Here is a 24,890-nt window from a genome sequence, read left to right on the forward strand (position 1 = left end):
GATGACCTGCCGACCAGACTTCCCGGCGCACCTTTGGATTCTTATTGCGTTGTTGACGCGCCGCCCACTTTACAAAGAGGAGCCCCCGGCGCGGTGCGGCGGGGGCTCCTCTTCGTTCGGGACGGACGTACGACGGGCTCGGCCCTCGCTGGTCAGTCCTCGCTGGTCGCGCTCGGGAGCTGCGTCTGGATCAGATCCATCACGGAGGAGTCGGTGAGCGTCGTGACGTCACCGAGCTGACGGTTCTCCGCGACATCGCGCAGCAGCCGCCGCATGATCTTGCCCGACCGGGTCTTCGGCAGCTCGGCCACCGGCAGGATCCGCTTGGGCTTGGCGATTGGCCCGAGCGCCGTACTGACATGGTTGCGCAACTCGGCCACCAGGCCCTCGTCGACCGACGCCGTACCGCGCAGGATGACGAAGGCGACGATCGCCTGACCCGTCGTCTCGTCCGCGGCGCCGACGACGGCGGCCTCGGCGACCTTCGGGTGCGAGACGAGCGCCGACTCGACCTCCGTGGTGGAGATGTTGTGGCCGGACACCAGCATCACGTCGTCGACCCGGCCCAGCAGCCAGATGTCGCCGTCGTCGTCCTTCTTGGCACCGTCGCCCGCGAAGTACTTGCCCTCGAAACGCGACCAGTAGGTGTCGATGAACCGCTGGTCGTCGCCCCAGATGGTGCGGAGCATCGCCGGCCACGGCTCGGTGAGGACGAGATATCCGCCGCCGCCGTTCGGCACCTCGTTGGCGTCGTCGTCCACGACGGTCGCCGAGATACCGGGCAGGGCGCGCTGCGCGGAGCCCGGCTTGGCCGCGGTGACGCCGGGCAGCGGGGAGATCATCATGCCGCCGGTCTCGGTCTGCCACCAGGTGTCCACGACCGGGGTCTTGCCGGCGCCGATGTTCTGCCGATACCAGATCCAGGCCTCGGGGTTGATCGGCTCACCGACCGAGCCCAGGACACGCAGCGACGTCAGATCGAACTTGGCGGGGATGTCGTCCCCCCACTTCATGAACGTGCGGATCGCGGTCGGCGCCGTGTAGAGGATCGTCACGCCGTACTTCTGGACGATCTCCCAGAAGCGCCCCTGGTGCGGGGTGTCGGGCGTGCCCTCGTACATGACCTGCGTCGCGCCGTTGGCCAGCGGCCCATACACGATGTACGAGTGGCCGGTCACCCAGCCGACGTCCGCCGTGCACCAGTAGACGTCCGTCTCCGGCTTGAGGTCGAAGACCGCGTGGTGCGTGTACGCCACCTGGGTGAGGTAGCCGCCCGAGGTGTGCAGGATGCCCTTGGGCTTACCCGTCGTACCGGACGTGTACAGGATGAACAGCGGGTGCTCGGCGCCGAACGGCTCCGGCGTGTGCTCGGCGGACTGGCGGTCGACGACGTCGTGCCACCACACGTCCCGGCCCTCGCTGAAGGCGGTGTCCTGGCCGGTGCGGCGTACCACCAGGACATGCTCGACCTGCGGGCACCGGGAGACGGCGTCGTCGATCGCGGGCTTGAGCGCGCTCGGCTTGCCACGCCGGTAGCCGCCGTCCGCGGTGATGACGAGCTTGGCGTCGGCGTCCTGGATACGGGAGGCCACGGCGTCGGCCGAGAAGCCGCCGAAGACCACGGAGTGCGCGGCGCCGACGCGGGCGCAGGCCAGCATCGCCACGGCCGTCTCGGGGATCATCGGCATGTAGATGGCGACGCGGTCGCCCTTGCCCACCCCGAGTTCGGTGAGCGCGTTCGCGGCTCGGGAGACCTCGTCCTTCAGGTCGGCGTAGGTGAGGGAGCGGCTGTCGCCCGGCTCGCCCTCGAAGTGGATGGCGACCCGGTCGCCGTTGCCCGCCTCGACGTGGCGGTCCACGCAGTTGTACGCGACGTTCAGCTCGCCGTCCGCGAACCACTTCGCGAACGGCGGGTTCGACCAGTCGAGGGTCTCGGTCGGTTCGGTGGCCCAGGTGAGCCGCCGGGCCTGCTCGGCCCAGAAGCCAAGCCTGTCCGCCGCGGCCTGCTCGTACGCCTCGGCTGTCACGTTGGCGTTCGCGGCCAGCTCGGCCGGTGGCTCGAACCTCCGCTCTTCCTTGAGCAGGTTGGCCAGGCTTTCGTTGCTCACGACATCTCCCTTTCCCAGGGCGTCCTATGTGTCCCCGGGCCTAGCTCATCAGGCAGATGCCCGGGTGACAAGGGTCTTCAGGAAATTGGTTTAGACCTATGCGGCCGGACTTACGGTGGGCGTACGAGTAAGTGGCCCCGTTCCCCGGCTGTGGTGGGGAACGGGGCCACACATTCTCACGGATGACACGGGGCGCCGGTTCAGGCGCGCGACTCCTCGAATGCCGTCGGGGCCACCCGGTTGAACACCTTGTCGGTGTCGGCGGAGCATCCTGCGGAACGCCCTTCGGGGCGTCCGGCGGGTCCTTGGCCGGGCCGTCCGTCGGACGACTGTCCGTCCGACGACTGCCCGTCGGACGCGAGCAGATACGCCTGCGCCTCGCCGACATGGAAGTACATGCCGTGCAGTTCGAGCCTTCCCTCGGCCAGGGCGCGGGCCACCGCCGCATGGGCGCGCAGATGCTCCAACTGCTGGACGACATTGGTCAGACAGAGCTGCTCGACCGCATCGGCGGGCAGCCGCCCGGAGATCCTCGCCCACGCGTGGTCGCGGTTCCTCATCCGCTCCAGGCTGGGCAGGCCGTGCCGCAGCCAGCGGGTGAGGGGGGAGGGCGGCTCGGGGGATCCCTGTGCGGAATGCGCGGGCGTGTCGGCGGGTGGCTTGAGGAGGGCCTGCATCGCACCGCATCCGGAGTGCCCGCAGACCGTGATGGATCCGACCCGCAGGACATCGACCGCGTACTCGATCGCCGCCGCCACCGAGTCGTCCTGCCCCTCCGCGCCCTCCTCTCCTGGAAGGGGGACCAGATTGCCGACATTGCGGACGGTGAACAGATCGCCGGGGCCGCTCGCGGTGATCATGCTCGTCACGAGACGCGAGTCGGCGCAGGTGAGGAAGAGCTGGGACGGTTGCTGGCCCTCGCGCGCGAGGCGCGCCAACTCGCCCCGTACGAGCGGAGCCGTATTGCGCTGGAACGAGCTGAGCCCACTCGCGAGTTGGTCGCCCTGGACCCGGCTCGACACCCGCACCTGATCCGTCTTCCGCCCTTCCGTCGGGGGCTGCTCCACCGGATTGCCGCAGTGGTGATTGCGCCATGGTGTCCACGGCCGGCAGCAGGTGCTCGACTCTGTCACCGGCTCGGTGGGCTCGGCGATACGGTCCCCGGAACTGCCCGTGAACTCGACCGTGCCGCCCTGGGCCTGATGCGCGACCTGCCAGTCGTGCAGCGCCTCGTACGCCGCGTGGTCCATGAACGATCCGTCCAATTCGACGACACAGGCGCTCCCTTGCGGCACCTGGTGCAGCAGCCGGCTCAGCCGTGGAACCGCCAGGAACGTCAACTGGCCGCGCGCGTGCAGCCGATGGACGCCCTCCCGCTCGTCCAGGGTGATCCGAGTCCGGGTGAGCCGGTGCAGCGCGACGGCGACCGCCAGGGCGATCCCGATCGTCACCCCCTCCAGTACGCCGGTGAACACCACGCCGACCAGCGTCCCCACATAGACGAGCAGTTCGCGATTGCGCCGCACGCTGCGCATGTGCGTGATGTTGACCATCTGGACGCCGATGACCATCACCAGCGCGGCGAGCGCGGCCAGCGGGATCAGGTCGAGCAGGGACACCAGGAAGAGCGCGGCGACGGCGACCCACAGCCCGTGCAGCATCGTCGAGTGCCGACTGACGCCGCCCGCGGCCACGTTGGCCGCGCTCCGGACAGCGACGCCGGTGATCGGCAGTCCGCCGAGGGCGCCGGAGACGACGTTCGCCGCCCCCTGTCCGGACAGCTCCCGGTCGAGCCGGGCGCGCGGAATCTGGACGTCCGGGTCCTTGTGGGCGGCCACCAGCTTGTCGACGGCCACCGCCGACAGCAGTGACTCGACGCTGCCGACCAGGGTGATGGTGAGGACGGCGGCGATCAGTCCGAGCACCGGCCCGTGCGGCAGCTCGGGCAGCACATGGCTGCTCCAGGAGGGCAGGTCGACGCGGTCGAGACGCAGACCCGCGAAGGCGGCCACGGCGGTGGCGGCCGCCACCGCCGCGAGGGCGGCGGGCACCTTCCGTACGATCCGGCCCGCACGTCCGGGGATGCGCGGCCAGGCGAGCAGAACGACCACGGTCAGCGCGCTCACGGAGACCGCGGCCGGGTGCAGATCGGCCAACTGGGCCGGCAGACCCTGGACGTTGGCGACGGCGGAGCTCTGCGGGGTGCCGCCGAGGACGATGTGCAGTTGGGCGAGCGCGATCGTGACACCGATGCCGGCCAGCATGCCGTGCACGATCGCCGGGCTCACGGCGAGCGCCGAGCGGGCGACGCGCAGGGCGGCGAGGCCGAGTTGGGCGAGACCGGCGAGCACCGTGATGGCACAGGTGGTGCGCCAGCCGTACTGCTGGATCAGGTCGGCCGTGACGACCGTCAGACCGGCCGCCGGACCGCTGACCTGGAGAGGTGCGCCGCCGAAGCGGCCGACCACCAGGCCGCCGACGGCCGCGGCCACGAGACCGGCCTGGAGGGGCGCGCCGGTGGCGAGCGCGATGCCGAGGGAGAGCGGCAGCGCGATCAGGAAGACCGAGATGGACGCGGAGAAGTCCGCCCCGGCGATCCGCGGTCCCCGCCACCGGCCGGGCGGCGGACTGTGCGGACGGTGCGGGCTCTGTGGGTCATGCGGACCCTGTGAGTTCCGGGGGTCCTGTGGGTTCTGTCGGCGGTGGGGCTGGTCTTCGTGGGTGGGGACGTACGCGGGCATGGTTCCCGTCTCCTCCGGGGCAGCGCGGTCGCGGAACAGCGGTCGCGGGACAGGTGACGCGGCCGTGGGTCACGGCGTGCAGCAGCGGGATCATCAACGCTCAGTAAATGGATCGTAATGGAGAGTAAAGATTCAGGCATAACTTTCCGGGCAAATGGTGCAAAGATTCACCCGCAACGGTGATTAGTCATTTTGTACGGCTTGTCATACCGGATCCCCTCGGGTCCCAGTGCGACGTTGTCGGCGCTCGGCGCCGTGCCCGGCGTTTCGGCGCTTCAACGCACAGAACCTGAGGGAAGAGGTGGGCGGATGCTGGCCGCCAGAAAGAGGATCGCCTGCGGCGCGGCCCTGACGGCTCTGGCCGTGGGGCTCGCCGGATGTTCTGGGTCCGGTTCACCGGAACCGAAGGACAAGACCAAGGCCGAGGGGGGTCCCGACGCGGCGAAGAAGGGGCCGCCCAAGAGCGCGGTACGGCTCATCGGCGACGGCTCGACGGCGTACACCGGCGCTCAGCCCGGCGTCCTCAAGCCGGAACGCCTGAAGCCCGGCGAGAAGCCGCCCCAGTTCGTGGTGTTCTCCTGGGACGGCGCCGGAGAGGACAGCCAGAAGCTCTTCTCCCACTTCCGCGACGTGGGCAAGAAGTACAACGCGAAGATGACGTACTTCCTCAGCGGTGTCTATCTGCTGCCGAAGGACAAGGCCAAGCAGTACAGCCCGCCGCAGCACGCCGCGGGCCGCTCGGACATCGGCTTCAACGACGTCGAGGGGATCAGGAACACCCTGCGCGAGCTGCGCGCCGCCTGGCAGGACGGCAGCGAGATCGGCACCCACTTCAACGGCCACTTCTGCGGCGCCGACGGCGGGGTCGGCAACTGGTCCGTCGAGGAGTGGAAGAGCGAGATCAGCCAGGCCAAGGCGTTCGTCAAGAACTGGAAGAGCAACAGCGGCCTGACGGCCGAGGCCCCGCTGCCCTTCGACTACGAGAAGGAACTGGTCGGCGCCCGCACCCCCTGCCTGGAAGGGCAGAAGAACATGATGCGGGCGGCGCGGACGATGGGCTTCCGCTACGACTCCAGCGGGGTCGGCAACCAGGTCTGGCCGAAGAAGACCGAGGGCATGTGGGACATCCCGCTTCAGCTCGTCCCGGTGCCCGGCCGGCAGTTCGAGACGCTCTCGATGGACTACAACTTCATGTTCAACCAGTCGAAGACCGTCAACGGCGACCCGTCCCAGCACAAGTATTGGGGCGACCAGATGCGGGACGGCCTACTCAAGGCCTTCAACCGCGCCTACGAGGGCAACCGCGCGCCGCTGATCATCGGCAACCACTTCGAGTCGTGGAACGGCGGCACGTACATGCGCGCCGTCGAGGAGACGATCAAGACCGTCTGCGTGAAGGACGGCGTGCGGTGCGTGACGTTCAAGGAGCTCGCTGACTGGCTGGACGCGCAGGACCCGGAGACGCTCGAAAGGCTGCGGGGGCTGGGTGTGGGTCAGAAGCCCACGACCGGCTGGCAGTCGTATCTGACGGCTCCCAAGGCGCCGGCCTCACCGGCTGCCCCGGCGGGTCCGGAGGCGACCCCCGCGCCGACCGACGGCCCGGACGCGGGATCCGGCTCGGGCCCGGCCGCCGGTCCCGACGCGGGTACGGACTCCGGCTCAGGCTCGGACTCCGAACAGGGCGCGGACGCCGGGTGACTTGAGCGCGCGGATACGGGCGGCGCATCGTCGCACCGCCCGTATCCGCGCGCCGCTCAGCTCGGCTGCGGAACCGCCACGTCCTCGCGGAGCACGAACGCCGGGTCGACCTGCGCGGCCAGGTCGGCGCCCGTCTTCGCATTGCCCCAGCTCTCCGCGTTCCTGAGGTGGAAGTGCACCATCTGCCGCGTGTAGCGCTCCCAGTCGCGGTCCGCGTACGAGTCCTCCGCCGCGTCCTCCAGCACCTGGAGCGCCACGCGGTTCTCCGCCTCCAGCAGTTCGAAGGCGGCCGGCCGCCCCTTCTCCATGGACCGCACCCAGTTGGAGTGTCCGACGGTCACGAGCAGGTCGTCGCCCACCTCGTCCTGGAGGAAGTCCACGTCGTCCTGGGCCTGGACCTTGTTGCCCACGACGTTCAGCGCGACGCCGAAGTCCCGTGCGTACTCCTTGTACTGGCGGTAGACCGACACCCCCTTGCGTGTCGGCTCGACCACCAGGAACGTCATGTCGAACCGGGTGAACATCCCGGACGCGAACGAGTCCGAGCCTGCCGTCATGTCGACGACGACGTATTCGTCCGGGCCGTCGACGAGGTGGTTCAGGCAGAGTTCGACCGCGCCGACCTTGGAGTGGTAGCAGGCCACACCCAGGTCGGACTCGGTGAACGGCCCCGTGGCCATCAGCTGGACGGCGCCGTCGTCCAGCCGGACGGTGCGGGCGCAGGCGTCGTACACCGGGTTGGACTCGCGGACCCTCAGGAGCTGGGAGCCCTCGCCCGGAGGCGTCGTCTTGATCATCGAATCGGCGGACGTGATGCGCTGGTTGGTGCCGCGCAGATACTCCTTGATGAGCGGCAGATGCGCGCCCATGGCCGGCAGCGCGGCGGTCTGCTCCTCGTCGAGGCCGAGCGCGGCCCCCAGATGCTGGTTGATGTCGGCGTCCACCGCGATGACGGGGGCCTCGTTGGCGGTCAGATGGCGGATGAAGAGCGAGGCCAGCGTCGTCTTGCCGCTGCCGCCCTTACCCACGAAAGCGATCTTCATGTTCACCTAGCGTAGTGCTCATGTCGCTGTGCGCTGTCACGTCAGGTGAAGAAGACCACTCCAAGGTGGGGCGTGCGCTATGGGCGCGTAGCCTTGCTACCTATGAGTACGACAGCTCCGAACGCTTCGTCCGCTCCGCGAGGGCGCGACCCTCTCGCGACTCTGGGCTCCCTGCCGGGTGTCCCCGAAGCGGTGGATTCGGTGCGCAAGGCGGTCGACCTGGTCTACGGGCACCGGGTGATGAGACGGCGTAGCAACGAGGTCACCTCGGAGGCCGCGCTGCGCGCCGCGCGCGGGTCGGCGGCGCTCTCCGGGGCGGACTGGGCGCTGGAAGAGGTGCGCAGGCGCAGCGACTTCGGCACTGCGGCCGACGCCCTGACGGTCGGGGCGGCGCTGCGGGTGACGGCCGAGGCGGGTCAACTCCTTTCCATCTGGCGGCAGTCACCGGTACGAGTGCTGGCCCGGCTGCATCTGGTGGCGGCGGGCGGCGCGGGTGCGGGCTCGGGTGTGGCTGCCGAGGTCGCGGGGGAGACGGTCGGGCGGCCGAGGCTGGCCGGGGAACCGGTCGTCGAGACGCCGGGGCCCGACAGTCCCAAGCCGCTGATCGAAGCTCCTCTGCCCGCCGCCGACGAGGTGGCCGGGCGGCTGGACGGGCTCTCCGAGCTGGTCATCGCGGGGAGTTCGGCGCCCGCGCTCGTCACTGCCTCGGTGGTGCACGGAGAGCTGCTGGCGCTGCGCCCCTTCGGCTCGTACAACGGTCTGGTGGCGCGTGCCGCCGAGCGGATCGTGCTGATCGGCAGCGGGCTCGACCCCAAGTCCATCTGTCCGTCCGAGGTGGGCCACGCGGAGTTGGGACGCGCCGCGTACGTGGCGGCGTTCGACGGCTATGTGTCAGGGACGCCGGACGGGATGGCGGCGTGGATCACGCACTGCGGGCGCGCGGTCGAACTCGGTGTCAGGGAGTCGACCGCCGTGTGCGAGGCCCTCCAGCGCGGCGCGGCCTGAGGCGCCCGCAGGAACGGAATCCCGCGCGAACGGGAACTGGAACCTCGCGGGAACGGAAATGCGGCGGCACCGAGAAGGTACCGCCGCTGGCACGTCCACCGAGTTACCAAGCGTCCTCGTAGTTTGCCCATCAGGTCGGGTACTTCGCCCGTCCCTGGTGCGGCTGGCCCGTAATCGACGGGTCGACGTCGCGTGGGTACTCGGTTTTCATGCTCGGTCCGTGGGGCCTTCGTGCGTTACAGGCCGTCCTCTCGGATGTCCTTGGTCTCGCGGGCCGTTGATTCCTTTCTACTCCTGTCCGGAGAGAAGTGAAAGCCCTCGCTCCGGGACTTTACTTTTAGGTTCAAATACGGGCGAACCGCCTGGTCGTGGTCGGTATCGCCGGCGTTCGCTCATGCGGAAGCCGCCTGACGCCGCCGGCTCGCGTACCAGACCAGTCCCGCCGTGGCCGCCGCCGCGCCCACCGCTGCCGCCGCGACGAGCGCCGGCCGTGGCGGCATGGAGAAGGCGGGCAGCCGCTGCTTGAGCCGGACCGGCCGGTTGAAGACGAGAATCGGCCAATCACGGGCCACCGCCTCACGGCGCAGTGCCCGGTCGGGATTGACCGCGTACGGGTGGCCGACCGACTGGAGCATCGGCAGGTCGGTGGCGGAGTCGCTGTACGCGTAACAGCGATCCAGGTCGTACCCCTCGGACGCGGCGAGCGCTTTGACCGCCGCGGCTTTGGTCGGCCCGTATGCGTAGTACTCGATCTCACCGGTGAAGCAGCCGTCGGCTCCGACGACCATGCGGGTCGCCACGACCCGGTCGGCGCCGAGGAGTTCGCCGATCGGCTCGACGACCTCCGCGCCGGAGGTGGAGACGATCACCACATCGCGTCCGGCGGTGTGGTGGTCCTCGATGAGGGAGGCGGCCTCGTCGTAGATGATCGGGTCGATGAGATCGTGCAGGGTCTCCGCGACGATCTCCTTGACCTGCTGGACGTTCCAGCCCTTGCAGAGCGCGGAGAGGTACTCGCGCATGCGCTCCATCTGGTCGTGATCGGCGCCGCCTGCGAGAAAGACGAACTGCGTGTATGCGGTGCGCAGTACGGCTCGGCGGTTGATCAGTCCGCCTTGATAGAAGGACTTGCTGAAGGTCAACGTCGACGACTTCGCAATGACCGTCTTGTCCAGGTCAAAGAAGGCCGCTGTGCGAGGCAAGGAGTGGTTTTCCACGAAGTCGAGCATAGGCGCCCACCATTCGGCGTAAGGTACGGCGCGTGGGTTTGCCTGAGAAGGCTCTCGGGTACACCATGGAAGTCACGGATCGTTCGCGACCGTGCTCACCTGGTCCGGCTCCTCCCCCCCCCGAGTCGGTCTGGGGGACGACCCCCGCTCTCCCCCCCGGCGGGGGTCGTCGCATGTCCGGGCGCGTTTCCGGTGCTTGGGTCCGTGGCATCCTCGCACCCCTCCTCTCGTGTGTGCTTCGCGTGGGCGGATGCGATTCGCACTCTACCCGTCACTGTGCGTAGTTGCCAGGCTGCTCTCGGAAGTCACCGGTATGAGCTACGGAGATATTCACAACCGGTGAGTTGTCCACAGCTTTTGAGCAAGATCCACACGTTTTTTCCGCGCGGTGCACCGTGATTTCCGACCGCGAAAGTTCGCGGTAGCCGGAATCACAGATGCCGGATCACGGCGAGATCGCTGAGAGCCCACTGAGCGGATGCCCTTCGGGTGTCCTCGCTTGGTGTGGGCGAGCGCCTTCGGCGCGGCTGCGGACTCGATCCGGGATCGCGGGAATAGGGGGTGGAGTAAATGGCTGGATTCAGGACGTCCGACCGTTCGCCGGTTGCCGAAGGGCGCCGGGCCGGACCGCTGATCGTGACCGAGGACGTCGACCTGCTCGACGATCTGCTGCGGCTGTGCGCCGCCGCGGGCGCGGAGCCGGAGGTGCACCATTCGGTGCCCGCGCGACGGGGCGGATGGGAGTCCGCGCCACTGGTGTTGGTGGGTGACGACGCCGCAGTCCGGTGCCGGTTCGCCACCCGGCGCCGAGGGGTGCTGCTCGTCGGCCGGGATCAGGACGACCCGGACGTATGGCGGCGGGCGGTCGAGATCGGCGCCGACTCCGTGTTGCGCCTGCCCGACGCCGAGAGTTGGCTCGTCGACCGGATCGCCGACGTCGCCGAAGGCGTGGGGCGGCCGGCGCTCACGGTCGGGGTGATCGGTGGCCGGGGCGGTGCCGGGGCCTCGACACTGGCCTGCGCCCTGGCGGTCACGGCCGCCCGCCAGGGGCTGCGCACCATGCTCATCGACGGCGACCCGCTCGGGGGCGGGCTCGACGTGCTGCTCGGCGGTGAGCGCGCGGAGGGTCGCCGGTGGCCGGATTTCGCCGCCTCCAAGGGGCGGGTGGCGGGTGGTGCGCTGGAGGAGTCGCTTCCCCGGCTGCACGACCTGCGGCTACTCAGCTGGGACCGCGGTGACTCCGTGCTGGTCCCGCCGGCGGCCATGCGGTCCGTCCTCGCGGCGGCCCGCAGACGGGGCGGTGTCGTGGTCGTGGATCTTCCGCGCCGGATCGACGAGGGCGCGGCGGAGGCGCTGGCGCAGTTGGACGTGGGGCTGTTGGTGGTGCCGGGGGAGCTGCGGGCCGTCGCTGCGGCCGGCCGGGTGGCGTCCATGGTGGGCATGGTGCTGCCGGACCTGCGGGCGGTGGTCCGTGGGCCTTACGCGACCGGGCTGGACGACAGCTGGGTGGCCGGCGCGTTGCGGCTGCCGCTCGTGGGTGAACTTCCCGTGGAGCCGGGCCTGTTGACGGCTCAGGAGGCCGGAATGCCGCCGGGGGCGGGCGCGCGGGGTCCGCTGGCGCGGTTCTGTGCCGCGTTCTGGGAGCGGGCGCTCGCGGGCGCCGGGGACGGGAGCGTGACCGCGTGAGCGCCGTGACGCGGGCCAGGGGCGGGCAGGTCGGTGGAGCGCTCCTGGAGGCCGTACGGCAGCGTCTGGCGGAGAGCGGGGCCGAGCCGACCCCCGCGCGCGTGGCGGCGGCTCTGCGGGCCCAGGGGAGGCTCCTGGGGGACACGGAAGTACTCGGCGCCGCCGAGGAGTTGCGGTGCGAGCTGGTCGGGACTGGGCCGCTGGAGCCGCTGCTGGCCGATCCCTCCGTGACCGACGTGCTGGTCTCGGCGCCCGATCGGGTCTGGGTGGACCGGGGCGGCGGGCTGGAGTTGACGCAGGTGTCGTTCGCCGACGCCTCCGCCGTACGGAGGCTGGCGCAGCGGCTCGCCGCCGTGGCGGGCAGGCGGTTGGACGACGCCCGCCCGTGGGTGGACGCCCGGCTGCCCGACGGGACACGGATGCACGCGGTGCTGCCCCCGGTGGCCGTCGGATCGGCGCATCTGTCGCTGCGGGTCGTCCGTCCCCGCGCGTTCTCCTTGGCGGAGCTGACCGCGGCAGGGACCGTGCCGCCGGGCGGCGAGCGACTGCTGCGGGCGCTGATCGAGGCCCGTGTGTCGTTCCTGATCAGTGGCGGGACCGGCACGGGGAAGACGACTCTCCTCTCGGCCCTGCTTGGCCTGGTGGGGGAACGCGAGCGGATCGTCCTGGCCGAGGACTCGGCGGAGTTGAGGCCCGACCACCCGCATGTGGTCCGTCTGGAGGCACGGCCCGCGAACCAGGAGGGCGCGGGCGAGGTGACCCTGGAAGACCTGGTGCGGCAGGCGTTGCGGATGCGGCCCGACCGGCTGGTGGTCGGGGAGGTGCGCGGGGCGGAGGTCACTCAGCTTCTCGCCGCCTTGAACACGGGCCACGAGGGCGGCTGCGGGACGGTTCACGCGAACACCGCCGCCGACGTTCCCGCCCGGCTGGAAGCCCTCGGGACGGCCGCCGGGCTCGACCGGGCCGCTCTCCACAGCCAGTTGGCGGCAGCGCTGTCGGTGGTGATCCATCTCGTACGGGACCGGGCCGGGAGGCGCCGTATCGCCGAGGTGCATGTGCTGGAGCGGGACGCGGCGGGGCTGGTGGTGCCGGTGCCCGCGCTTCGCTGGGGCGCGGAGGGGTTCGCGTACGAGCGGGGCTGGCCGAGGCTGCGGGCGCTGATCGGGGGTGCGCTGTGACGCCGGTGCCGGTGTCCGTGTCCGTCTTCTGCGCGGCGGTGTGCGCGGGGCTGGCGGCGTGGCTGCTGGTCGACCGGGGGCGGGTGTTGCGGCGGGCGGAACTGCTGTTCGGCGGCGGCTGCGGCAGCCGCACGGCAGGGCCCGCGGTGATGGCGGTACGGGCGCGGCTGACCGGGCTGGGGAAGGAGTGGTTCTGTCTGCCCGTCGCCGCGGTGCTCGCCGTGTGGGGCGGGTCGGTACTGCCCCTGGGCGCCGGTGCGGTGGCGGTGCCACTTGTGAGGCGGCGGCTGCGGGCGAGTGAGCGCAGGCGCGTGGCGGAGCGGCGGGCCGAGGCTGTGCGGGGTCTCTGCGACGTGCTCGTCGGGGAGTTGCGGGCCGGGGCACAACCGGCCGAGGCGCTCACGACGGCCGTCCGGGCCCTCTTGCGGGACCTGAGCGTTCAGGAACTCGCCCTGGTGGTCGCGGCGGCCCGCTTCGGAGGGGACGTCCCCGAAGCCCTGCGCAAGGCGGCCCGGCAACCGGGCGCGGAAGGTCTCGTCGGGGTCGCGGCCTGCTGGCGGGTCGCCGTGGACGGCGGAGCGGGGCTGGCCGCGGGCGTCGACCGGCTGCGTGCCGCGCTACGGGCGCAGCAGGATCAACGGGAAGCCATGCGGGCCCAGTTGGCCGGTGCGTGGTCCACGGTCGTGGTGCTGGCACTCCTGCCCGTGGCGGGGCTGGCGATGGGCTGGGCCATGGGCGCCGACCCGCTGAACGTGCTGCTGCACACACCCGCCGGTCTGGGCTGTCTGGTGGTGGGCGGGCTGCTGGAGGCGATGGGCTTCTGGTGGGCCGGGCGGATCGTCCGGGGCGGTGACGCGTCATGAACGGGTTGCTCGCGCAGGGGACCTTCGTCCACACCCTGTGGGTGACCGCCTCACTGCTGGCGGCCGTGGTGTCCGTCGTCCTGGCATGGGCCGGGTGGCGCCGCGAACGGGCCGCGCGCGGACGGCTGGTGGCGCTCCTGGCCGTGGAGGAGGCGGCGCCCGTGTCGCGGCGCGGGCGGCCGGAGTTCGGAGGGAGGATCCGCCGCTGGGGTGCGCCGCTGGGGGCCGGGTGTCTCGGCTGGGCCCTGGTCGGCGGGGTGGCCGGATTGCTGGTGGGCTTCGCCGGGGCGTACGGCGTCGGTCGGTGGCTGCGTACGCGCAAGCCGGACGCCGACGCGGGCACGGACGCGGCCATGGGCGAGGCCGCACGGCAGTTGCCCCTCGCCGCCGATCTGTTGGCCGCCTGCGTCTCGGCCGGGGCGGGTCCGCGCGAGGCGGCGGAGGCGGTGGGGGAGTCGCTGGGCGGGCCCGTCGGCGAGCGGCTGGTGAGTACGGCGGCGGCGCTGCGGCTGGGGGGAGAACCGGTCGAGACGTGGGGGCGGTTCGGCGAGATACCGGGCGCCGCGGAGCTGGCCCGCTGTCTGGAGCGGGCCGGTTCCACGGGGGCGCCGGCGGCCGAGCCGGTCTCCCGGCTGGCCGACGGTCTCCGGGCGGACCGGGCCCGGCGGGCCGCCGCACGCGCGGGTCGGGCCCAGGTGCTGATCACCGCCCCGGTGGGGCTGTGCTTCCTGCCCGCCTTTCTGGCGGTGGGGGTGGCCCCGGTGGTGATCGGCCTGGCGACCGGGCTGCTGCGGGGCAACTGAACTGCTTCAACTGTGCTGATCCAACGGGAGGTTGACATGAAGATGCGGGTGGGACCGTCGGGACGACGGGCATGGCGTGTGGTGGAGGCGGCGAGCAGGGTGAGCCGGCTGCGCCGGAGCAGGGTCCGGGTCCGTGGCGGGCTCCGGTTGCGCACCGGCCCGCGGGCGGACTCCGGAATGGCGAGTGCCGAATACGCGGTGGGGACTCTCGCCGCCTGCGGCTTCGCTGCCGTGCTCTACAAGGTGGTCACGAGTGGGCCTGTCTCCAGCGCCCTGGAATCGGTCATCGGGAACGCCCTCGATGCGAAATTCTGAGTCGGGGCCGGCCGGAGGAGCCGGCGATCGGGGGTCGGTGACGGCGGAGGCCGCCGTGGCGGTGCCGACGCTGGTGGTGTTCGTCGCGGCACTGCTGTGGGCACTGATGGCGGCCGCCGCGCAGATCCAGTGCGTGGACGCCGCCAGGGCCGGGGCTCGGGCCGCTGCCCGGTCCGAGCCACCCGCGGCGGCGATGGAGGCCGCCCGCTCGGCCGCCCCGGAAAGCGCCGAGGTCACGATGGGGCGGTCGGGCGACCTGTGGCGGGTGCGGGTGGAGGCCCCGACTCCGGGGCCGCGCGGTATCGCCCTGACGCTCGCCGCGGAAGCGGTGGCACCGGCCGAGGACACGGCGACGGTCGGAGCGGGACCATGAGCCGGGATCGAGGGTCGGCGACGGTGTGGGCGGCCGTGGCGGTGACCGCGCTGTGCGCCGTGTTCGCGGTGATCCTCGCCATGGGCCAGGCGGTTGTGGCCAGGCACCGCGCGGGTTCGGCGGCGGACCTGGCGGCACTGGCGGCGGCCGGGCAGGCGCTGCGGGGAGCGGAGGCCGCCTGCGCGCGGGCCGTCGAGGTGGCCGGAGCGCAGGACGCGGAGGTGGTGCGGTGCGCGGTGGCCGGTGAGATCGCCGACGTGACCGCGCGGGCGCACTTCGGCCCGTACACCCCGACGGTCAGGTCCCGCGCGGGCCCACCGGACGCACTGCCCTCGCCCCCGCCCCCGCTCGCGTCCCCGCCCGCCTCTCCACCCGCGCCGGACCGGGCGTCCGTACGGCCGGCTTCCCGGCCTCCGCCGGCCGGATCTCCCGGCCCGTGACCGCGGCGCGGGTCTTTGGCCCGGCGGGGAGTCAGTCGCCGGACAGGCTCACTTCGGCCCGCTCGGCGGTCGGGGACGGGCGCGGCCCCGGCAAGTCCGTCGGTTCCGGCGTCCCCGCCGACGGCGGCGCCGACTTCAGGAGTTCGCCCAGGAGCCGCACGGCCGCGCGTTTGTGCAGGGGTTCGTTGCCGTTGCCGCATTTCGGGGACTGGATGCAGGACGGGCAGCCCGCCTCACACTCGCACGAGGCGATGGCCTCGCGGGTCGCGGTGAGCCATTCACGCGCTGTGTGGAAGGCGCGTTCGGCGAAGCCCGCCCCGCCGGGGTGGCCGTCGTACACGAAGACCGTCGGCAGCAGCGTGTCCGGGTGGAGCGGTACGGACACGCCGCCGATGTCCCGGCGGTCGCAGGTCGCGAACAGCGGGAGCATCCCGATGGACGCGTGTTCGGCGGCGTGCAGGGCGCCGCCCAGCTGCTCCGGATTGATCCGGGCCGCGTCGAGTTGGTCCTCGGTGACGGTCCACCAGACGGCGCGGGTGCGCAGCGTGCGGGGCGGCAGATCGAGTTTGGTCTCGCCCAGGACCTCGCCGGTGATGAGACGGCGGCGGAGGAAGGAGACGACCTGGTTGGTGACTTCGACGGAGCCGTAGCAGAGGCGTCCGGCGCCCCACGGGATCTCGGTGTCGGTTTCCAGGACGGAGATGACGGTGGTGTCGCGCGCGGTCGTGGAGTACGGCGGACCGGCCTCCTCGACGAGCGCGACCGAGTCCGACAGGTCCAGCCGCTGCACGAGATAGGTCCGGCCCTGGTGCAGATGGACCGCGCCGTCGTGCACGGCGGTGTGGGAGGCGGCCTCGTCCACGGTGCCCAGCAGTCTGCCGGTGCCCGCCTCGACGATCTGGACCGGCCGGCCGCCCTCGCCCCTGATGTCCGCGAGATCGGCGGCCCGCTCACGGCGGGTCCAGTACCAGCCGGTGGTACGCCGCCGCAGCAGGCCGGCCTCGACGAGTTGCGGCAGCAGCTCGGGCACCGCGGGGCCGAAGAGTTCCAGATCGGCTTCGGTGAGCGGCAGTTCGGCGGCGGCGGCGCACAGATGGGGGGCGAGTACGTACGGGTTGTCCGGGTCGAGCACGGTCGACTCGACGGGCTGCTGGAACAGCGCCTCGGGATGGTGGACGAGGAAGGTGTCCAGCGGATCGTCCCTGGCGACCAGGATGGCCAGCGCGCCCTGCCCGGCGCGTCCGGCGCGACCCGCCTGCTGCCACAGCGAGGCGCGGGTGCCCGGATAACCGGCGATGACGACCGAGTCCAGGCCGGAGACGTCGATGCCCAACTCCAGGGCGGTGGTGGCGGCGAGGCCGAGAAGCTCGCCGGAGTGCAGCGCCCGCTCCAGGGCGCGCCGCTCCTCGGGGAGGTAGCCGCCCCGGTAGGCGGCGACGCGTCTCACCAGGGAGCGGTCGACCTCGGCGAGGCGTTCCTGCGCGATGACGGAGACCAGTTCGGCGCCTCGCCGGGACCGGACGAAGGCGACCGAACGCACGCCCTGGACGGTCAGGTCGGTGAGGATGTCGGCCGTCTCGGCCGTGGCGGTGCGGCGGACCGGTGCGCCCTTCTCGCCGTGGAGTTCGGTGAGAGGGGGTTCCCACAGGGCGAAGACGACCTCGCCGCGCGGTGAGGCGTCGTCGGCCACCTCATGGACGGGCAGGCCGGTGAGCCGCCCGGCGGCCCGCGCGGGCTCGGCGGCGGTGGCCGAGGCGAGGAGGAAGACGGGATCGGAGCCGTACCGGGCGCAGACGCGGCGCAGTCGGCGCAGGACCTGGGCGACATGGGAGCCGAAGACGCCGCGGTAGGTGTGGCACTCGTCGATGACGACGTAGCGCAGGGAGCGCAGGAAGGAGGACCACCTGGGGTGGGCCGGGAGTATGCCGCGGTGCAGCATGTCGGGGTTGGTGAGTACGTAGTTGGCGTACTGGCGTACCCATTCGCGCTCCTCGACGGGGGTGTCCCCGTCGTAGACGGCGGGGCGCACGCCGTTGCCGAGCGGTGCGGCGAGCGCCTTCACGGCACGGCGCTGGTCGGCGGCGAGCGCCTTCGTCGGGGAGAGGTACAGGGCGGTCGTGCCGCGGCCGTTGGGCGCTTCGGAGCCGTCCAGGAGCGCGGTGAGGACCGGCGCCAGGTAGGCGAGCGACTTGCCGGACGCGGTGCCGGTGGCGATCACGACGGATTCGCCGTCCAGGGCGTGCTCGGCCGCGGCGGCCTGATGGGCCCACGGATGGTCGACGCCGGCGAGTTGAATGGCGTTGATCACTTCTGGCCGGATGCGGTCGGGCCAGACCGCATGCCTGCCCGCACGTGGGGGCAAGTGCTCCGTATGGGTGATGCGCGCAGCCCGGCCCGCCCCTGCGGCGAGCCGGTCCAGGACCGTGCCGGGGGAAGGGCGGGAGTCCCCGCTCTCGGGCGGCCTGCCAGGACCGTGATTCGTGGCCATCGGCACCGAGTGTGTCACTGGCGTGGCGGACAATGGTCCGAAGGCGTCGTGCATGGCTGCCGGTAAGTGATTGAATGCCATCGCGGCTGGCGATACGCCCCCTGGCTCCGTCGGGAGAGACCCGAGGGGCGACCGCTCGATTGCAAGGTGCTGGAGGATCCGTGGACCTGTCCCTGTCGACTCGCAATGTGTCCGGCCCCGGTGGCGACCGTACGGTCGTCGAGGTCGGTGGCGAGATTGATGTGTATACCGCGCCCAAGCTGCGCGAGCAGTTGGTCGAGTTGGTGAACGACGGCAGTTACCACCTGGTCGTCGACATGGAGGGCGTGGACTTCCTCGACTCGACCGGTCTCGGCGTGCTCGTGGGTGGACTCAAGCGTGTGCGTGCCCACGAGGGCTCGCTGCGTCTGGTCTGCAACCAGGAGCGCATTCTCAAGATCTTCCGGATCACCGGCCTGACCAAGGTGTTCCCCATTCACACCACGGTCGATGAGGCCGTCGCCGCCACCGACTGAGGCCGGTCGGAGGCTTTCGGAAGGAAGGGCAGGGGGCACCGGGCGTCATGCCCGGGGCACCCGCGCCCCAGATTCGCACGCTCGTACGTCTGAGGGGGATCGCATGGCCACCGTTGAACTCCGCTTCAGCGCCCAGCCCGAACACGTCAGGACGGCCCGTCTGGTGGCGGCTGCCGTGGCGCGCCGGGCCGGTGTCGACGAAGCAGTGTTGGACGAGGTCAGGCTCGCCGTCGGTGAGGCGTGCAGCCGCGCGGTCGGTCTGCACCGCAGCCACGGCATCACCGCACCGGTGCGGGTCGTGCTGACCGAGGAGGAGAAGGTCTTCTCCATCGAGGTCGGTGACGAGGTGCCCACGCCGGGCATCGCGGCGGCCGAGGACGTGCCCGTCTCGGGCGGGTCCGACGTCGCGGGCGAAGCCCACGAGACGGAAGCGGGCGACGGTGAGGACGAGATGGGCCTCGCCGTCATCAGCGGCCTCGTCGACGACGTGGAAGTGACCTCCGACGACAACGGCGGCGTCATCCGGATGAGCTGGCCGGCCCCCTCGGCGGTCGCGCTGCCCTGAATGCGCGTGTGCGTACGGTCCGCGGCGGGCGGCCAGCCCGTCCGCGGATGTCCACCGTCCGAGCGGTCCTGAGCGTGTGATCCAATTTCCTCTACGGCCCTGCTGAGCAGGGCCTTTTCTTTTTCTCCGGGGAAATTGATCACCAGCCAATGCGTTAATCTCATTACGCATTTCTGAGTGCTTTTCCGTGGCCGATCATTTGCAGCCCCGTAAGTCAAGGTCAATTACACGCGGCGCACTCTGTTTTGATCAGCTTCCGCTCCCTACAATCCGTCCATCTTGAGCGCTGAGCGTCAAGGAGGACGAATGGCGGGGCACATCGATCCACAACTGTCCGAGCACCCCACTTCTCTCGCTGCCGCGATACTCACCGACGGCAACAGACTGATCGTGATCGTCGTCGCGGTCATCGCGCTGGCGGCGCTGCTCGTCGCCCAGCGGCTGGTCCGTCAGGTCCTGGCGGCCGACGAGGGCACCGATTCCATGAAGGAGATCGCGGCGGCTGTACAGGAAGGCGCGAATGCCTATCTGGCACGGCAGTTGCGCACCCTCGGCGTTTTCGCCGTCGTGGTGTTCTTCCTGTTGATGTTGCTTCCGGCCGACGGCTGGTCGGAACGCGCGGGACGTTCACTGTTCTTCCTGGTGGGTGCGCTTTTCTCGGCGGCCACCGGATACTTCGGCATGCGTCTCGCCGTGCGCAGCAATGTGCGCGTCGCGGCTGCCGCGCGAGAGGCGACCCCGGCGGAGGGAGAACCGGAAAAGGATCTGACAGCCGTCGCGCACAAGGCAATGAAGATCGCTTTCCGCACCGGTGGCGTGGTCGGAATGTTCACGGTGGGCCTCGGCCTGCTTGGCGCCTCCTGTGTGGTCCTCGTCTACGCCGAGGACGCGCCCAAGGTGCTGGAGGGATTCGGCCTCGGCGCCGCGCTGATCGCGATGTTCATGCGTGTCGGCGGCGGCATCTTCACCAAGGCCGCCGACGTCGGCGCCGACCTCGTCGGCAAGGTCGAGCAGGGCATCCCCGAGGACGACCCGCGCAACGCGGCGACCATCGCCGACAACGTCGGCGACAACGTCGGCGACTGCGCCGGCATGGCGGCCGACCTGTTCGAGTCGTACGCCGTGACACTCGTCGCCGCGCTCATCCTCGGTACGGCCGCCTTCGGCAACTTCGGGCTCGGCTTCCCGCTGATAGTCCCCGCGATCGGTGTCCTCACGGCGATGGTCGGCATCTTCGCCGTCGCGCCGCGGCCGGCCGACCGCAGCGGGATGACCGCGATCAACCGCGGATTCTTCATCTCCGCGGTGATCTCGCTGGTCCTGGTGGCCGTGGCGGCGTACACCTATCTGCCGTCCACGTACGCGGAGTTGGACGGCGTGACCGCCGAGGAGATCACCTCGCATCCCGGTGACCCGAGGACGTTCGCGCTGGTCGCCGTCGCCATCGGCATCGTGCTCGCGGCGCTCATCCAGCAGCTCACGGGCTACTTCACGGAGACCAACCGGCGCCCGGTGCGCGACATCGGCAAATCGGCGCTCACCGGTCCGGCCACCGTCGTCCTGGCCGGTGTGGCCATAGGCCTGGAGTCCGCCGTCTACACGGCGCTGCTGATCGGTCTCGGCGTGTACGGGGCGTTCCTGCTCGGCGGCACGTCGATCATGCTCGCGCTGTTCGCGGTGGCGCTGGCCGGCACCGGACTGCTCACCACCGTCGGTGTCATCGTCGCCATGGACACCTTCGGTCCCGTCTCCGACAACGCCCAGGGCATCGCCGAGATGTCCGGGGACGTCGAGGGCGCGGGCGCGCAGGTGCTCACCGACCTCGACGCCGTGGGCAACACCACGAAAGCCATCACCAAGGGCATCGCCATCGCGACCGCCGTACTGGCGGCGGCGGCGCTCTTCGGCTCGTACCGCGACGCCATCGCCACGGCCGTCTCGGACGTGGGGGCGAAGGCCGGCGAGATGGGCCTGAGCCTGGACATCTCGCAGCCCAACAACCTCGTCGGACTCATCCTCGGCGCCGCGGTCGTGTTCCTGTTCTCGGGGCTCGCGATCAACGCCGTTTCACGGTCGGCCGGTTCGGTGGTCTACGAGGTACGGCGGCAGTTCCGTGAGCACCCCGGAATCATGGACCGCACGGAGAAGCCGGAGTACGGGCGCGTCGTCGACATCTGTACGAAGGACGCGTTGCGCGAGCTGGCCACGCCCGGTCTGCTCGCCGTACTCACCCCCATCGCGGTGGGGTTCTCGCTCGGCGTCGGCGCCCTCGGCTCGTTCCTGGCCGGCGCGATCGGCACCGGCACGCTGATGGCCGTCTTCCTCGCCAACTCCGGCGGGGCGTGGGACAACGCCAAGAAGCTGGTCGAGGACGGCCACCACGGCGGCAAGGGCAGCGACGCCCACGCCGCGACGGTCATCGGTGACACCGTCGGCGACCCGTTCAAGGACACGGCGGGACCGGCGATCAACCCGCTGCTCAAGGTCATGAACCTGGTGGCGCTGCTCATCGCTCCCGCGGTGGTGCAGTTCAGCTACGGAAGCGACGCCAACGCCGGGGTCCGCGCGGTGGTCGCGGTGCTGGCGATCGCCGTGATAGTCGGCGCGGTGTACGTCTCCAAGCGGCGCTCGGTGACCGTGGACGACACGGGGGAGGGAGGCGGCGGATCCGGCGACGGGACGGCCAAGTCACCGGATCCGGCGAGCGTTTCGTAGTCGGAGCCGCGGACAACTGGCGGGCGGGCGGGGCGTCTTGGCGCGTCGCCCGCCCGTTTCGGCGTCCGCCCGTCCGTCGCTCCGCGGAGAGGGCGGCGTGAGGGTTCTCTCTCTTGGCTCAAATGGCCACAAGGGCCAATTTATCGGACTCTCGGCGTACGGTAGTCGCCCACTTGGCGTGTATGTTCCGGGGCCGAGAGCCTTGGAAGGGACCCAATCCGGTGAACAAGAAGCTCACAGCCGCGCTGTCCGGCGGTGCGGTACTGATGATGACGCTGTCGGGGTGCAGCGACGACAGCGACAGCAAGGTGAACGACTGGGCGAAGAAGGTCTGTGACCAGGTCCAGCCGCAGCTGACGAAGATCGCCAACGCCAACGCCTCGATCCAGCAGGCGACCTCGGGCAGCAGCAAGCCCGCCGACGTCCAGAAGACCGACGCAGCCGCCTTCCAGTCCATCTCGGACGCCTACAAGGCGCTGGGCGCGGCCGTGAACGACGCGGGTGCCCCGCCCGTCGAAGACGGCGAGAAGACCCAGAAGGAGGCCGTCAGCGAGCTCAACGCCACCTCCAAGGCGTACGCCGGGCTCAAGACGGATGTCGACGACCTCGACACCAAGGACCAGGCGAAGTTCGCGGACGGCCTCAAGGGCGTCGCGGACGACCTGGACAAGCTCAGCAAGAGCGGTGACAAGGCCCTGCAGAAGCTCCAGTCCGGCGACGTCGGCGCGGCGATGGCGAAGCAGCCCGGCTGCCAGCGGCCGGAGACGTCCGCGCCCGCCGAGAGCGGATCGGGCGGACCCGCGACGGAGCCGTCCGCCGACAAATCCTCCTGACCTCGCAACGCACGCCTTGCAGTACCCCTCCGGACGTGAAACCCACGGCCCGGCACCCCGTCCGGGGGAGCCGGGCCGCAAGCGTTTGTCAGTGGGAGCCGCCACAATGGACGGGTGAGTACGACCAGCCTTCCCGCGCCCGACCACTCGCCCCGACTCCGCGACGCCCTGCTCGCCGCCGACTTCACCGTCGACGGCCTGCTGGACCTGCTCGGCGCGTCCGCGTACGCCGCGCTGGCCCGCAGCGAGACCGTGCCCGCCCTGCGGGCCACCCGCGGCGACACCACGCTCGAAACGCTCGTCAGACTCTTCCTGCTCCAACGGCCTGTTCCCGCCGAGCGGGCCGGTGCGGCGCTTCCGCTGGCGCAGTGCCTGGCCGACGGATGGCTCGTGGAGAGCGGTGGCACGACAGCCGCCACCGAAGGCGGTACGGGCAGCGGCGGGGACGGCGCGCTCATCAGCGCCACCGTGGACGTACGGCCCTACGGCGGACCCGAAGGAGAGGACTGGTTCATCGTCTCCGACCTCGGCTGCTCGGTCGGCGGCGCCTCCGGGGCGATCGGCCACGGCGAGGGTGTGGTGCTCGGCGTCGGCGGGGCGTCCACGACGCTCGCCGGACTCACCGTCCGTACGCCGGTCGCCAAGGCCCTCGACGTCGGTACCGGGTCCGGCATCCAGGCCCTGCACGCGGCACAGCACGCCACGACGGTCACCGCCACCGACGTCAACCCGCGCGCGCTGGAGTGCGCCCGGCTGACCCTCGCCCTGTCCGGGGCGCCCGCCGCCGAGCTGCGCCAGGGCTCGCTCTACGAGCCGGTCGACGGCGAGACGTACGACCTGATCGTGTCGAACCCGCCCTTCGTGATCTCGCCCGCCGCCCGGCTCACCTACCGTGACGGCGGAATGGGCGGCGACGGCCTGTGCCGCAGGCTCGTCCAGGAGACGGGTGACCGCCTCGCCGACGGCGGGTACGCGCACTTCCTCGCCAACTGGCAGCACGTGGAGGGCGAGGAGTGGCAGGACCGGCTGCGGTCCTGGGTGCCGCGCGGCTGCGACGCCTGGATCGTGCAGCGCGAGGTGCAGGACGCGACGCAGTACGCGGAGCTGTGGCTGCGCGACAGCGGCGACCACCGGGCGGACCCGGAGGCGTACGCGGCGCGGTACGAGGCGTGGCTGGACGAGTTCGAGGCGCGGAAGACCAAGGCCGTCGGCTTCGGCTGGATCACCCTCAGAAAGTCGGGGTCCGAGCGGCCCTCGGTGATCGCGGAGGAGTGGCCGCACCCCGTGGAGCAGCCGCTCGGTGAGACCGTACGGGCCCACTTCGAGCGGCAGGACTATCTGCGCGCGCACGACGACGCCGCGCTCCTCACGGCGCACTTCGCGCTCGCCCCCGAGGTCGTCCAGGAGCAGGTCGGACTGCCCGGCGCGGAGGATCCCGAGCATGTGGTGCTCCGTCAGAACCGCGGGATGCGCAGGGCGACGAAGGTGGACACGGTCGCGGCGGGCTTCGCCGGGGTCAGCGACGGCTCGCTGAGCGCCGGGCGGATCCTGGACGCGATCGCCCAGCTCGTGGGGGAGGACCCGGTGCGGTTGCGCGACCGGACGCCGCAGGCGATCAGGCTGCTGGTGGAGGAGGGCTTCCTGGTGCCGGTGGCGGCTCCGCCCGGCGCCTGAGCGCCTGACCCGAATTCCGGAGCGCCCGGCGGACGCCGCGCGAGTGAACCCCCCGCGCCGTTCACGCGGAATTCGCGCCAATGACGTACCGAGGTGCCAGCCTCTGCCTGCGGAGCCGCTCGGCTCCGGGAATCGGACGGGGTACGGGCATGGACAGCGGGCCGGCGATCTTCGCGGGAGCGGCGTTCGCGCTGTTCGGAGCCGCACTGCTGGTGTGGACGGGAACGCGCGTGCTGCACCGCGCCCCGGTGGCGCACGGAGTCAGCCCTGCGACATCCATCACGCTGGCGACCCTCGCGGGCGTGTCGTTCGTGGCCCTCGGCGTCTGGTGCTTCGGCCGGATCTGATCCCTGGCCCCGTCCGCGGCCGGCGCACCTCGTCCGGCCCGGCGCGCCCGACGAGTCGTACGGCGCCGGATCCCGCCGGGACCACGGCCGGGACCGGCCCTCCACCGACCCCCCGGACCTGCGGTGAAGCCCTTCCCGAGGCGCGCCGCCGACCCGGCCGCTCCGGCGTCCGCGCGCCGTCGTACGCGGCGGGCACCTGGGTCCGGGCGGCAGAAACGTGCGGACTCGGGTTACCGTTCGAGTGGCCGCTGCGGTCTTTCGCCGTTTGACA

20 protein-coding genes are annotated in these 24,890 nt (G+C 71.2%); 15 read left to right on the forward strand and 5 right to left on the reverse strand.

Annotated elements, in window-relative coordinates:
- Positions 1-152 precede the first annotated feature (152 nt).
- Together acs and ACIBLA_RS07310 are read right to left on the reverse strand one after the other, a co-directional pair.
- Complete coding sequence (gene acs / locus ACIBLA_RS07305; RefSeq protein ID WP_399198032.1) at positions 153-2,108, reverse strand: acetate--CoA ligase; 1,956 nt, start codon at positions 2,106-2,108, stop codon at positions 153-155.
- 200 nt (positions 2,109-2,308) lie between these two features.
- Positions 2,309-4,849 (reverse strand): SulP family inorganic anion transporter, encoded by a 2,541-nt coding sequence (locus ACIBLA_RS07310; RefSeq protein WP_399198033.1) that lies wholly within the window; start codon positions 4,847-4,849, stop codon positions 2,309-2,311.
- A 309-nt stretch (positions 4,850-5,158) separates the two neighbouring features.
- Here ACIBLA_RS07310 and ACIBLA_RS07315 point away from each other — a divergent pair, with 309 nt between their 5' ends.
- On the forward strand, positions 5,159-6,547 hold the full coding sequence (locus ACIBLA_RS07315; protein ID WP_363244404.1) for a hypothetical protein: 1,389 nt from the start codon (positions 5,159-5,161) through the stop codon (positions 6,545-6,547).
- Positions 6,548-6,603: 56 nt separating this feature from the next.
- Here ACIBLA_RS07315 and ACIBLA_RS07320 read toward each other — a convergent pair whose 3' ends face one another.
- Entirely contained in the window at positions 6,604-7,590 is a 987-nt protein-coding gene (locus ACIBLA_RS07320; protein WP_363244405.1) for an ATP-binding protein, read from the reverse strand.
- A gap of 102 nt (positions 7,591-7,692) precedes the next feature.
- On the opposite strand from ACIBLA_RS07320, the gene ACIBLA_RS07325 reads away from it, so the two are divergent.
- Entirely contained in the window at positions 7,693-8,595 is a 903-nt protein-coding gene (locus tag ACIBLA_RS07325) for an oxidoreductase (protein ID WP_399198034.1), read from the forward strand.
- Between the two features lie 392 nt (positions 8,596-8,987).
- Here ACIBLA_RS07325 and ACIBLA_RS07330 read toward each other — a convergent pair whose 3' ends face one another.
- Positions 8,988-9,824 (reverse strand): HAD-IB family hydrolase, encoded by an 837-nt coding sequence (locus ACIBLA_RS07330; RefSeq protein ID WP_363244407.1) that lies wholly within the window; start codon positions 9,822-9,824, stop codon positions 8,988-8,990.
- Between the two features lie 570 nt (positions 9,825-10,394).
- Between ACIBLA_RS07330 and ssd the strand changes: the two genes are divergently transcribed.
- From ssd to ACIBLA_RS07365, 7 genes are read left to right on the forward strand one after another with little or no spacing between them, the layout of a single operon-like run.
- Positions 10,395-11,510, forward strand: coding sequence for a septum site-determining protein Ssd (gene ssd / locus ACIBLA_RS07335; RefSeq protein WP_399198035.1), 1,116 nt, complete (start codon positions 10,395-10,397; stop codon positions 11,508-11,510).
- On the forward strand, positions 11,507-12,688 hold the full coding sequence (locus ACIBLA_RS07340) for a TadA family conjugal transfer-associated ATPase (protein WP_399198036.1): 1,182 nt from the start codon (positions 11,507-11,509) through the stop codon (positions 12,686-12,688). The genes ssd and ACIBLA_RS07340 overlap by 4 nt, the downstream gene beginning before the upstream one ends.
- A gap of 11 nt (positions 12,689-12,699) precedes the next feature.
- Positions 12,700-13,551, forward strand: coding sequence for a type II secretion system F family protein (locus tag ACIBLA_RS07345; protein WP_399198038.1), 852 nt, complete (start codon positions 12,700-12,702; stop codon positions 13,549-13,551).
- Complete coding sequence (locus tag ACIBLA_RS07350; RefSeq protein WP_363241833.1) at positions 13,548-14,354, forward strand: type II secretion system F family protein; 807 nt, start codon at positions 13,548-13,550, stop codon at positions 14,352-14,354. The genes ACIBLA_RS07345 and ACIBLA_RS07350 overlap by 4 nt, the downstream gene beginning before the upstream one ends.
- 36 nt (positions 14,355-14,390) lie before the next feature.
- Positions 14,391-14,669 (forward strand): DUF4244 domain-containing protein, encoded by a 279-nt coding sequence (locus tag ACIBLA_RS07355; protein WP_363241834.1) that lies wholly within the window; start codon positions 14,391-14,393, stop codon positions 14,667-14,669.
- Positions 14,656-15,042: a TadE family type IV pilus minor pilin gene (locus ACIBLA_RS07360; protein WP_363241835.1), complete on the forward strand. Its 387-nt coding sequence runs from the start codon at positions 14,656-14,658 to the stop codon at positions 15,040-15,042. Before ACIBLA_RS07355 ends, ACIBLA_RS07360 begins: the two co-directional genes overlap by 14 nt.
- The gene (locus tag ACIBLA_RS07365) at positions 15,039-15,482 is read left to right on the forward strand and encodes an Rv3654c family TadE-like protein (RefSeq protein WP_363241836.1); all 444 of its coding nucleotides are present in this window, start codon (positions 15,039-15,041) and stop codon (positions 15,480-15,482) included. Before ACIBLA_RS07360 ends, ACIBLA_RS07365 begins: the two co-directional genes overlap by 4 nt.
- Positions 15,483-15,513: 31 nt before the next feature.
- On the opposite strand, the gene ACIBLA_RS07370 is transcribed toward ACIBLA_RS07365, so the two are convergent.
- Positions 15,514-18,051: a DEAD/DEAH box helicase gene (locus ACIBLA_RS07370; protein ID WP_399198040.1), complete on the reverse strand. Its 2,538-nt coding sequence runs from the start codon at positions 18,049-18,051 to the stop codon at positions 15,514-15,516.
- Between the two features lie 80 nt (positions 18,052-18,131).
- Between ACIBLA_RS07370 and ACIBLA_RS07375 the strand changes: the two genes are divergently transcribed.
- The 6 genes from ACIBLA_RS07375 (at position 18,132) to ACIBLA_RS07400 (ending at position 24,619) form a co-directional block, all read left to right on the forward strand.
- On the forward strand, positions 18,132-18,485 hold the full coding sequence (locus ACIBLA_RS07375; protein ID WP_003967428.1) for an STAS domain-containing protein: 354 nt from the start codon (positions 18,132-18,134) through the stop codon (positions 18,483-18,485).
- A gap of 103 nt (positions 18,486-18,588) precedes the next feature.
- A complete protein-coding gene (locus ACIBLA_RS07380) occupies positions 18,589-19,050 on the forward strand; it encodes an ATP-binding protein (RefSeq protein WP_399198041.1) in 462 nt (153 codons plus the stop codon).
- Between the two features lie 306 nt (positions 19,051-19,356).
- A complete protein-coding gene (locus ACIBLA_RS07385; protein WP_399198042.1) occupies positions 19,357-21,765 on the forward strand; it encodes a sodium-translocating pyrophosphatase in 2,409 nt (802 codons plus the stop codon).
- 221 nt (positions 21,766-21,986) lie between these two features.
- Complete coding sequence (locus ACIBLA_RS07390; RefSeq protein WP_363241841.1) at positions 21,987-22,598, forward strand: small secreted protein; 612 nt, start codon at positions 21,987-21,989, stop codon at positions 22,596-22,598.
- Between the two features lie 114 nt (positions 22,599-22,712).
- The gene (locus ACIBLA_RS07395; RefSeq protein ID WP_399198043.1) at positions 22,713-24,272 is read left to right on the forward strand and encodes a methyltransferase; all 1,560 of its coding nucleotides are present in this window, start codon (positions 22,713-22,715) and stop codon (positions 24,270-24,272) included.
- A 149-nt stretch (positions 24,273-24,421) separates the two neighbouring features.
- Positions 24,422-24,619: a hypothetical protein gene (locus tag ACIBLA_RS07400; RefSeq protein WP_363241844.1), complete on the forward strand. Its 198-nt coding sequence runs from the start codon at positions 24,422-24,424 to the stop codon at positions 24,617-24,619.
- Positions 24,620-24,890 lie beyond the last annotated feature (271 nt).

The organism is Streptomyces sp. NPDC050433 (genome assembly GCF_044458565.1).
In the GTDB taxonomy this organism is placed as follows: Bacteria; Actinomycetota; Actinomycetes; order Streptomycetales; family Streptomycetaceae; genus Streptomyces.

Bases quoted from the DNA above. Each gene is read 5' to 3' on its own strand.
- ACIBLA_RS07310 (WP_399198033.1), bottom strand. From the start codon at position 4,849: ATGCCCGCGTACGTCCCCACCCACGAAGACCAGCCCCACCGCCGACAG.
- ACIBLA_RS07315 (WP_363244404.1), top strand. From the start codon at position 5,159: ATGCTGGCCGCCAGAAAGAGGATCGCCTGCGGCGCGGCCCTGACGGCT.
- ACIBLA_RS07320 (WP_363244405.1), bottom strand. From the start codon at position 7,590: ATGAAGATCGCTTTCGTGGGTAAGGGCGGCAGCGGCAAGACGACGCTG.
- ACIBLA_RS07325 (WP_399198034.1), top strand. From the start codon at position 7,693: ATGAGTACGACAGCTCCGAACGCTTCGTCCGCTCCGCGAGGGCGCGAC.
- ACIBLA_RS07330 (WP_363244407.1), bottom strand. From the start codon at position 9,824: ATGCTCGACTTCGTGGAAAACCACTCCTTGCCTCGCACAGCGGCCTTC.
- ssd (WP_399198035.1), top strand. From the start codon at position 10,395: ATGGCTGGATTCAGGACGTCCGACCGTTCGCCGGTTGCCGAAGGGCGC.
- ACIBLA_RS07350 (WP_363241833.1), top strand. From the start codon at position 13,548: ATGAACGGGTTGCTCGCGCAGGGGACCTTCGTCCACACCCTGTGGGTG.
- ACIBLA_RS07355 (WP_363241834.1), top strand. From the start codon at position 14,391: ATGAAGATGCGGGTGGGACCGTCGGGACGACGGGCATGGCGTGTGGTG.
- ACIBLA_RS07360 (WP_363241835.1), top strand. From the start codon at position 14,656: ATGCGAAATTCTGAGTCGGGGCCGGCCGGAGGAGCCGGCGATCGGGGG.
- ACIBLA_RS07365 (WP_363241836.1), top strand. From the start codon at position 15,039: ATGAGCCGGGATCGAGGGTCGGCGACGGTGTGGGCGGCCGTGGCGGTG.
- ACIBLA_RS07370 (WP_399198040.1), bottom strand. From the start codon at position 18,051: ATGGCATTCAATCACTTACCGGCAGCCATGCACGACGCCTTCGGACCA.
- ACIBLA_RS07380 (WP_399198041.1), top strand. From the start codon at position 18,589: ATGGCCACCGTTGAACTCCGCTTCAGCGCCCAGCCCGAACACGTCAGG.
- ACIBLA_RS07385 (WP_399198042.1), top strand. From the start codon at position 19,357: ATGGCGGGGCACATCGATCCACAACTGTCCGAGCACCCCACTTCTCTC.
- ACIBLA_RS07400 (WP_363241844.1), top strand. From the start codon at position 24,422: ATGGACAGCGGGCCGGCGATCTTCGCGGGAGCGGCGTTCGCGCTGTTC.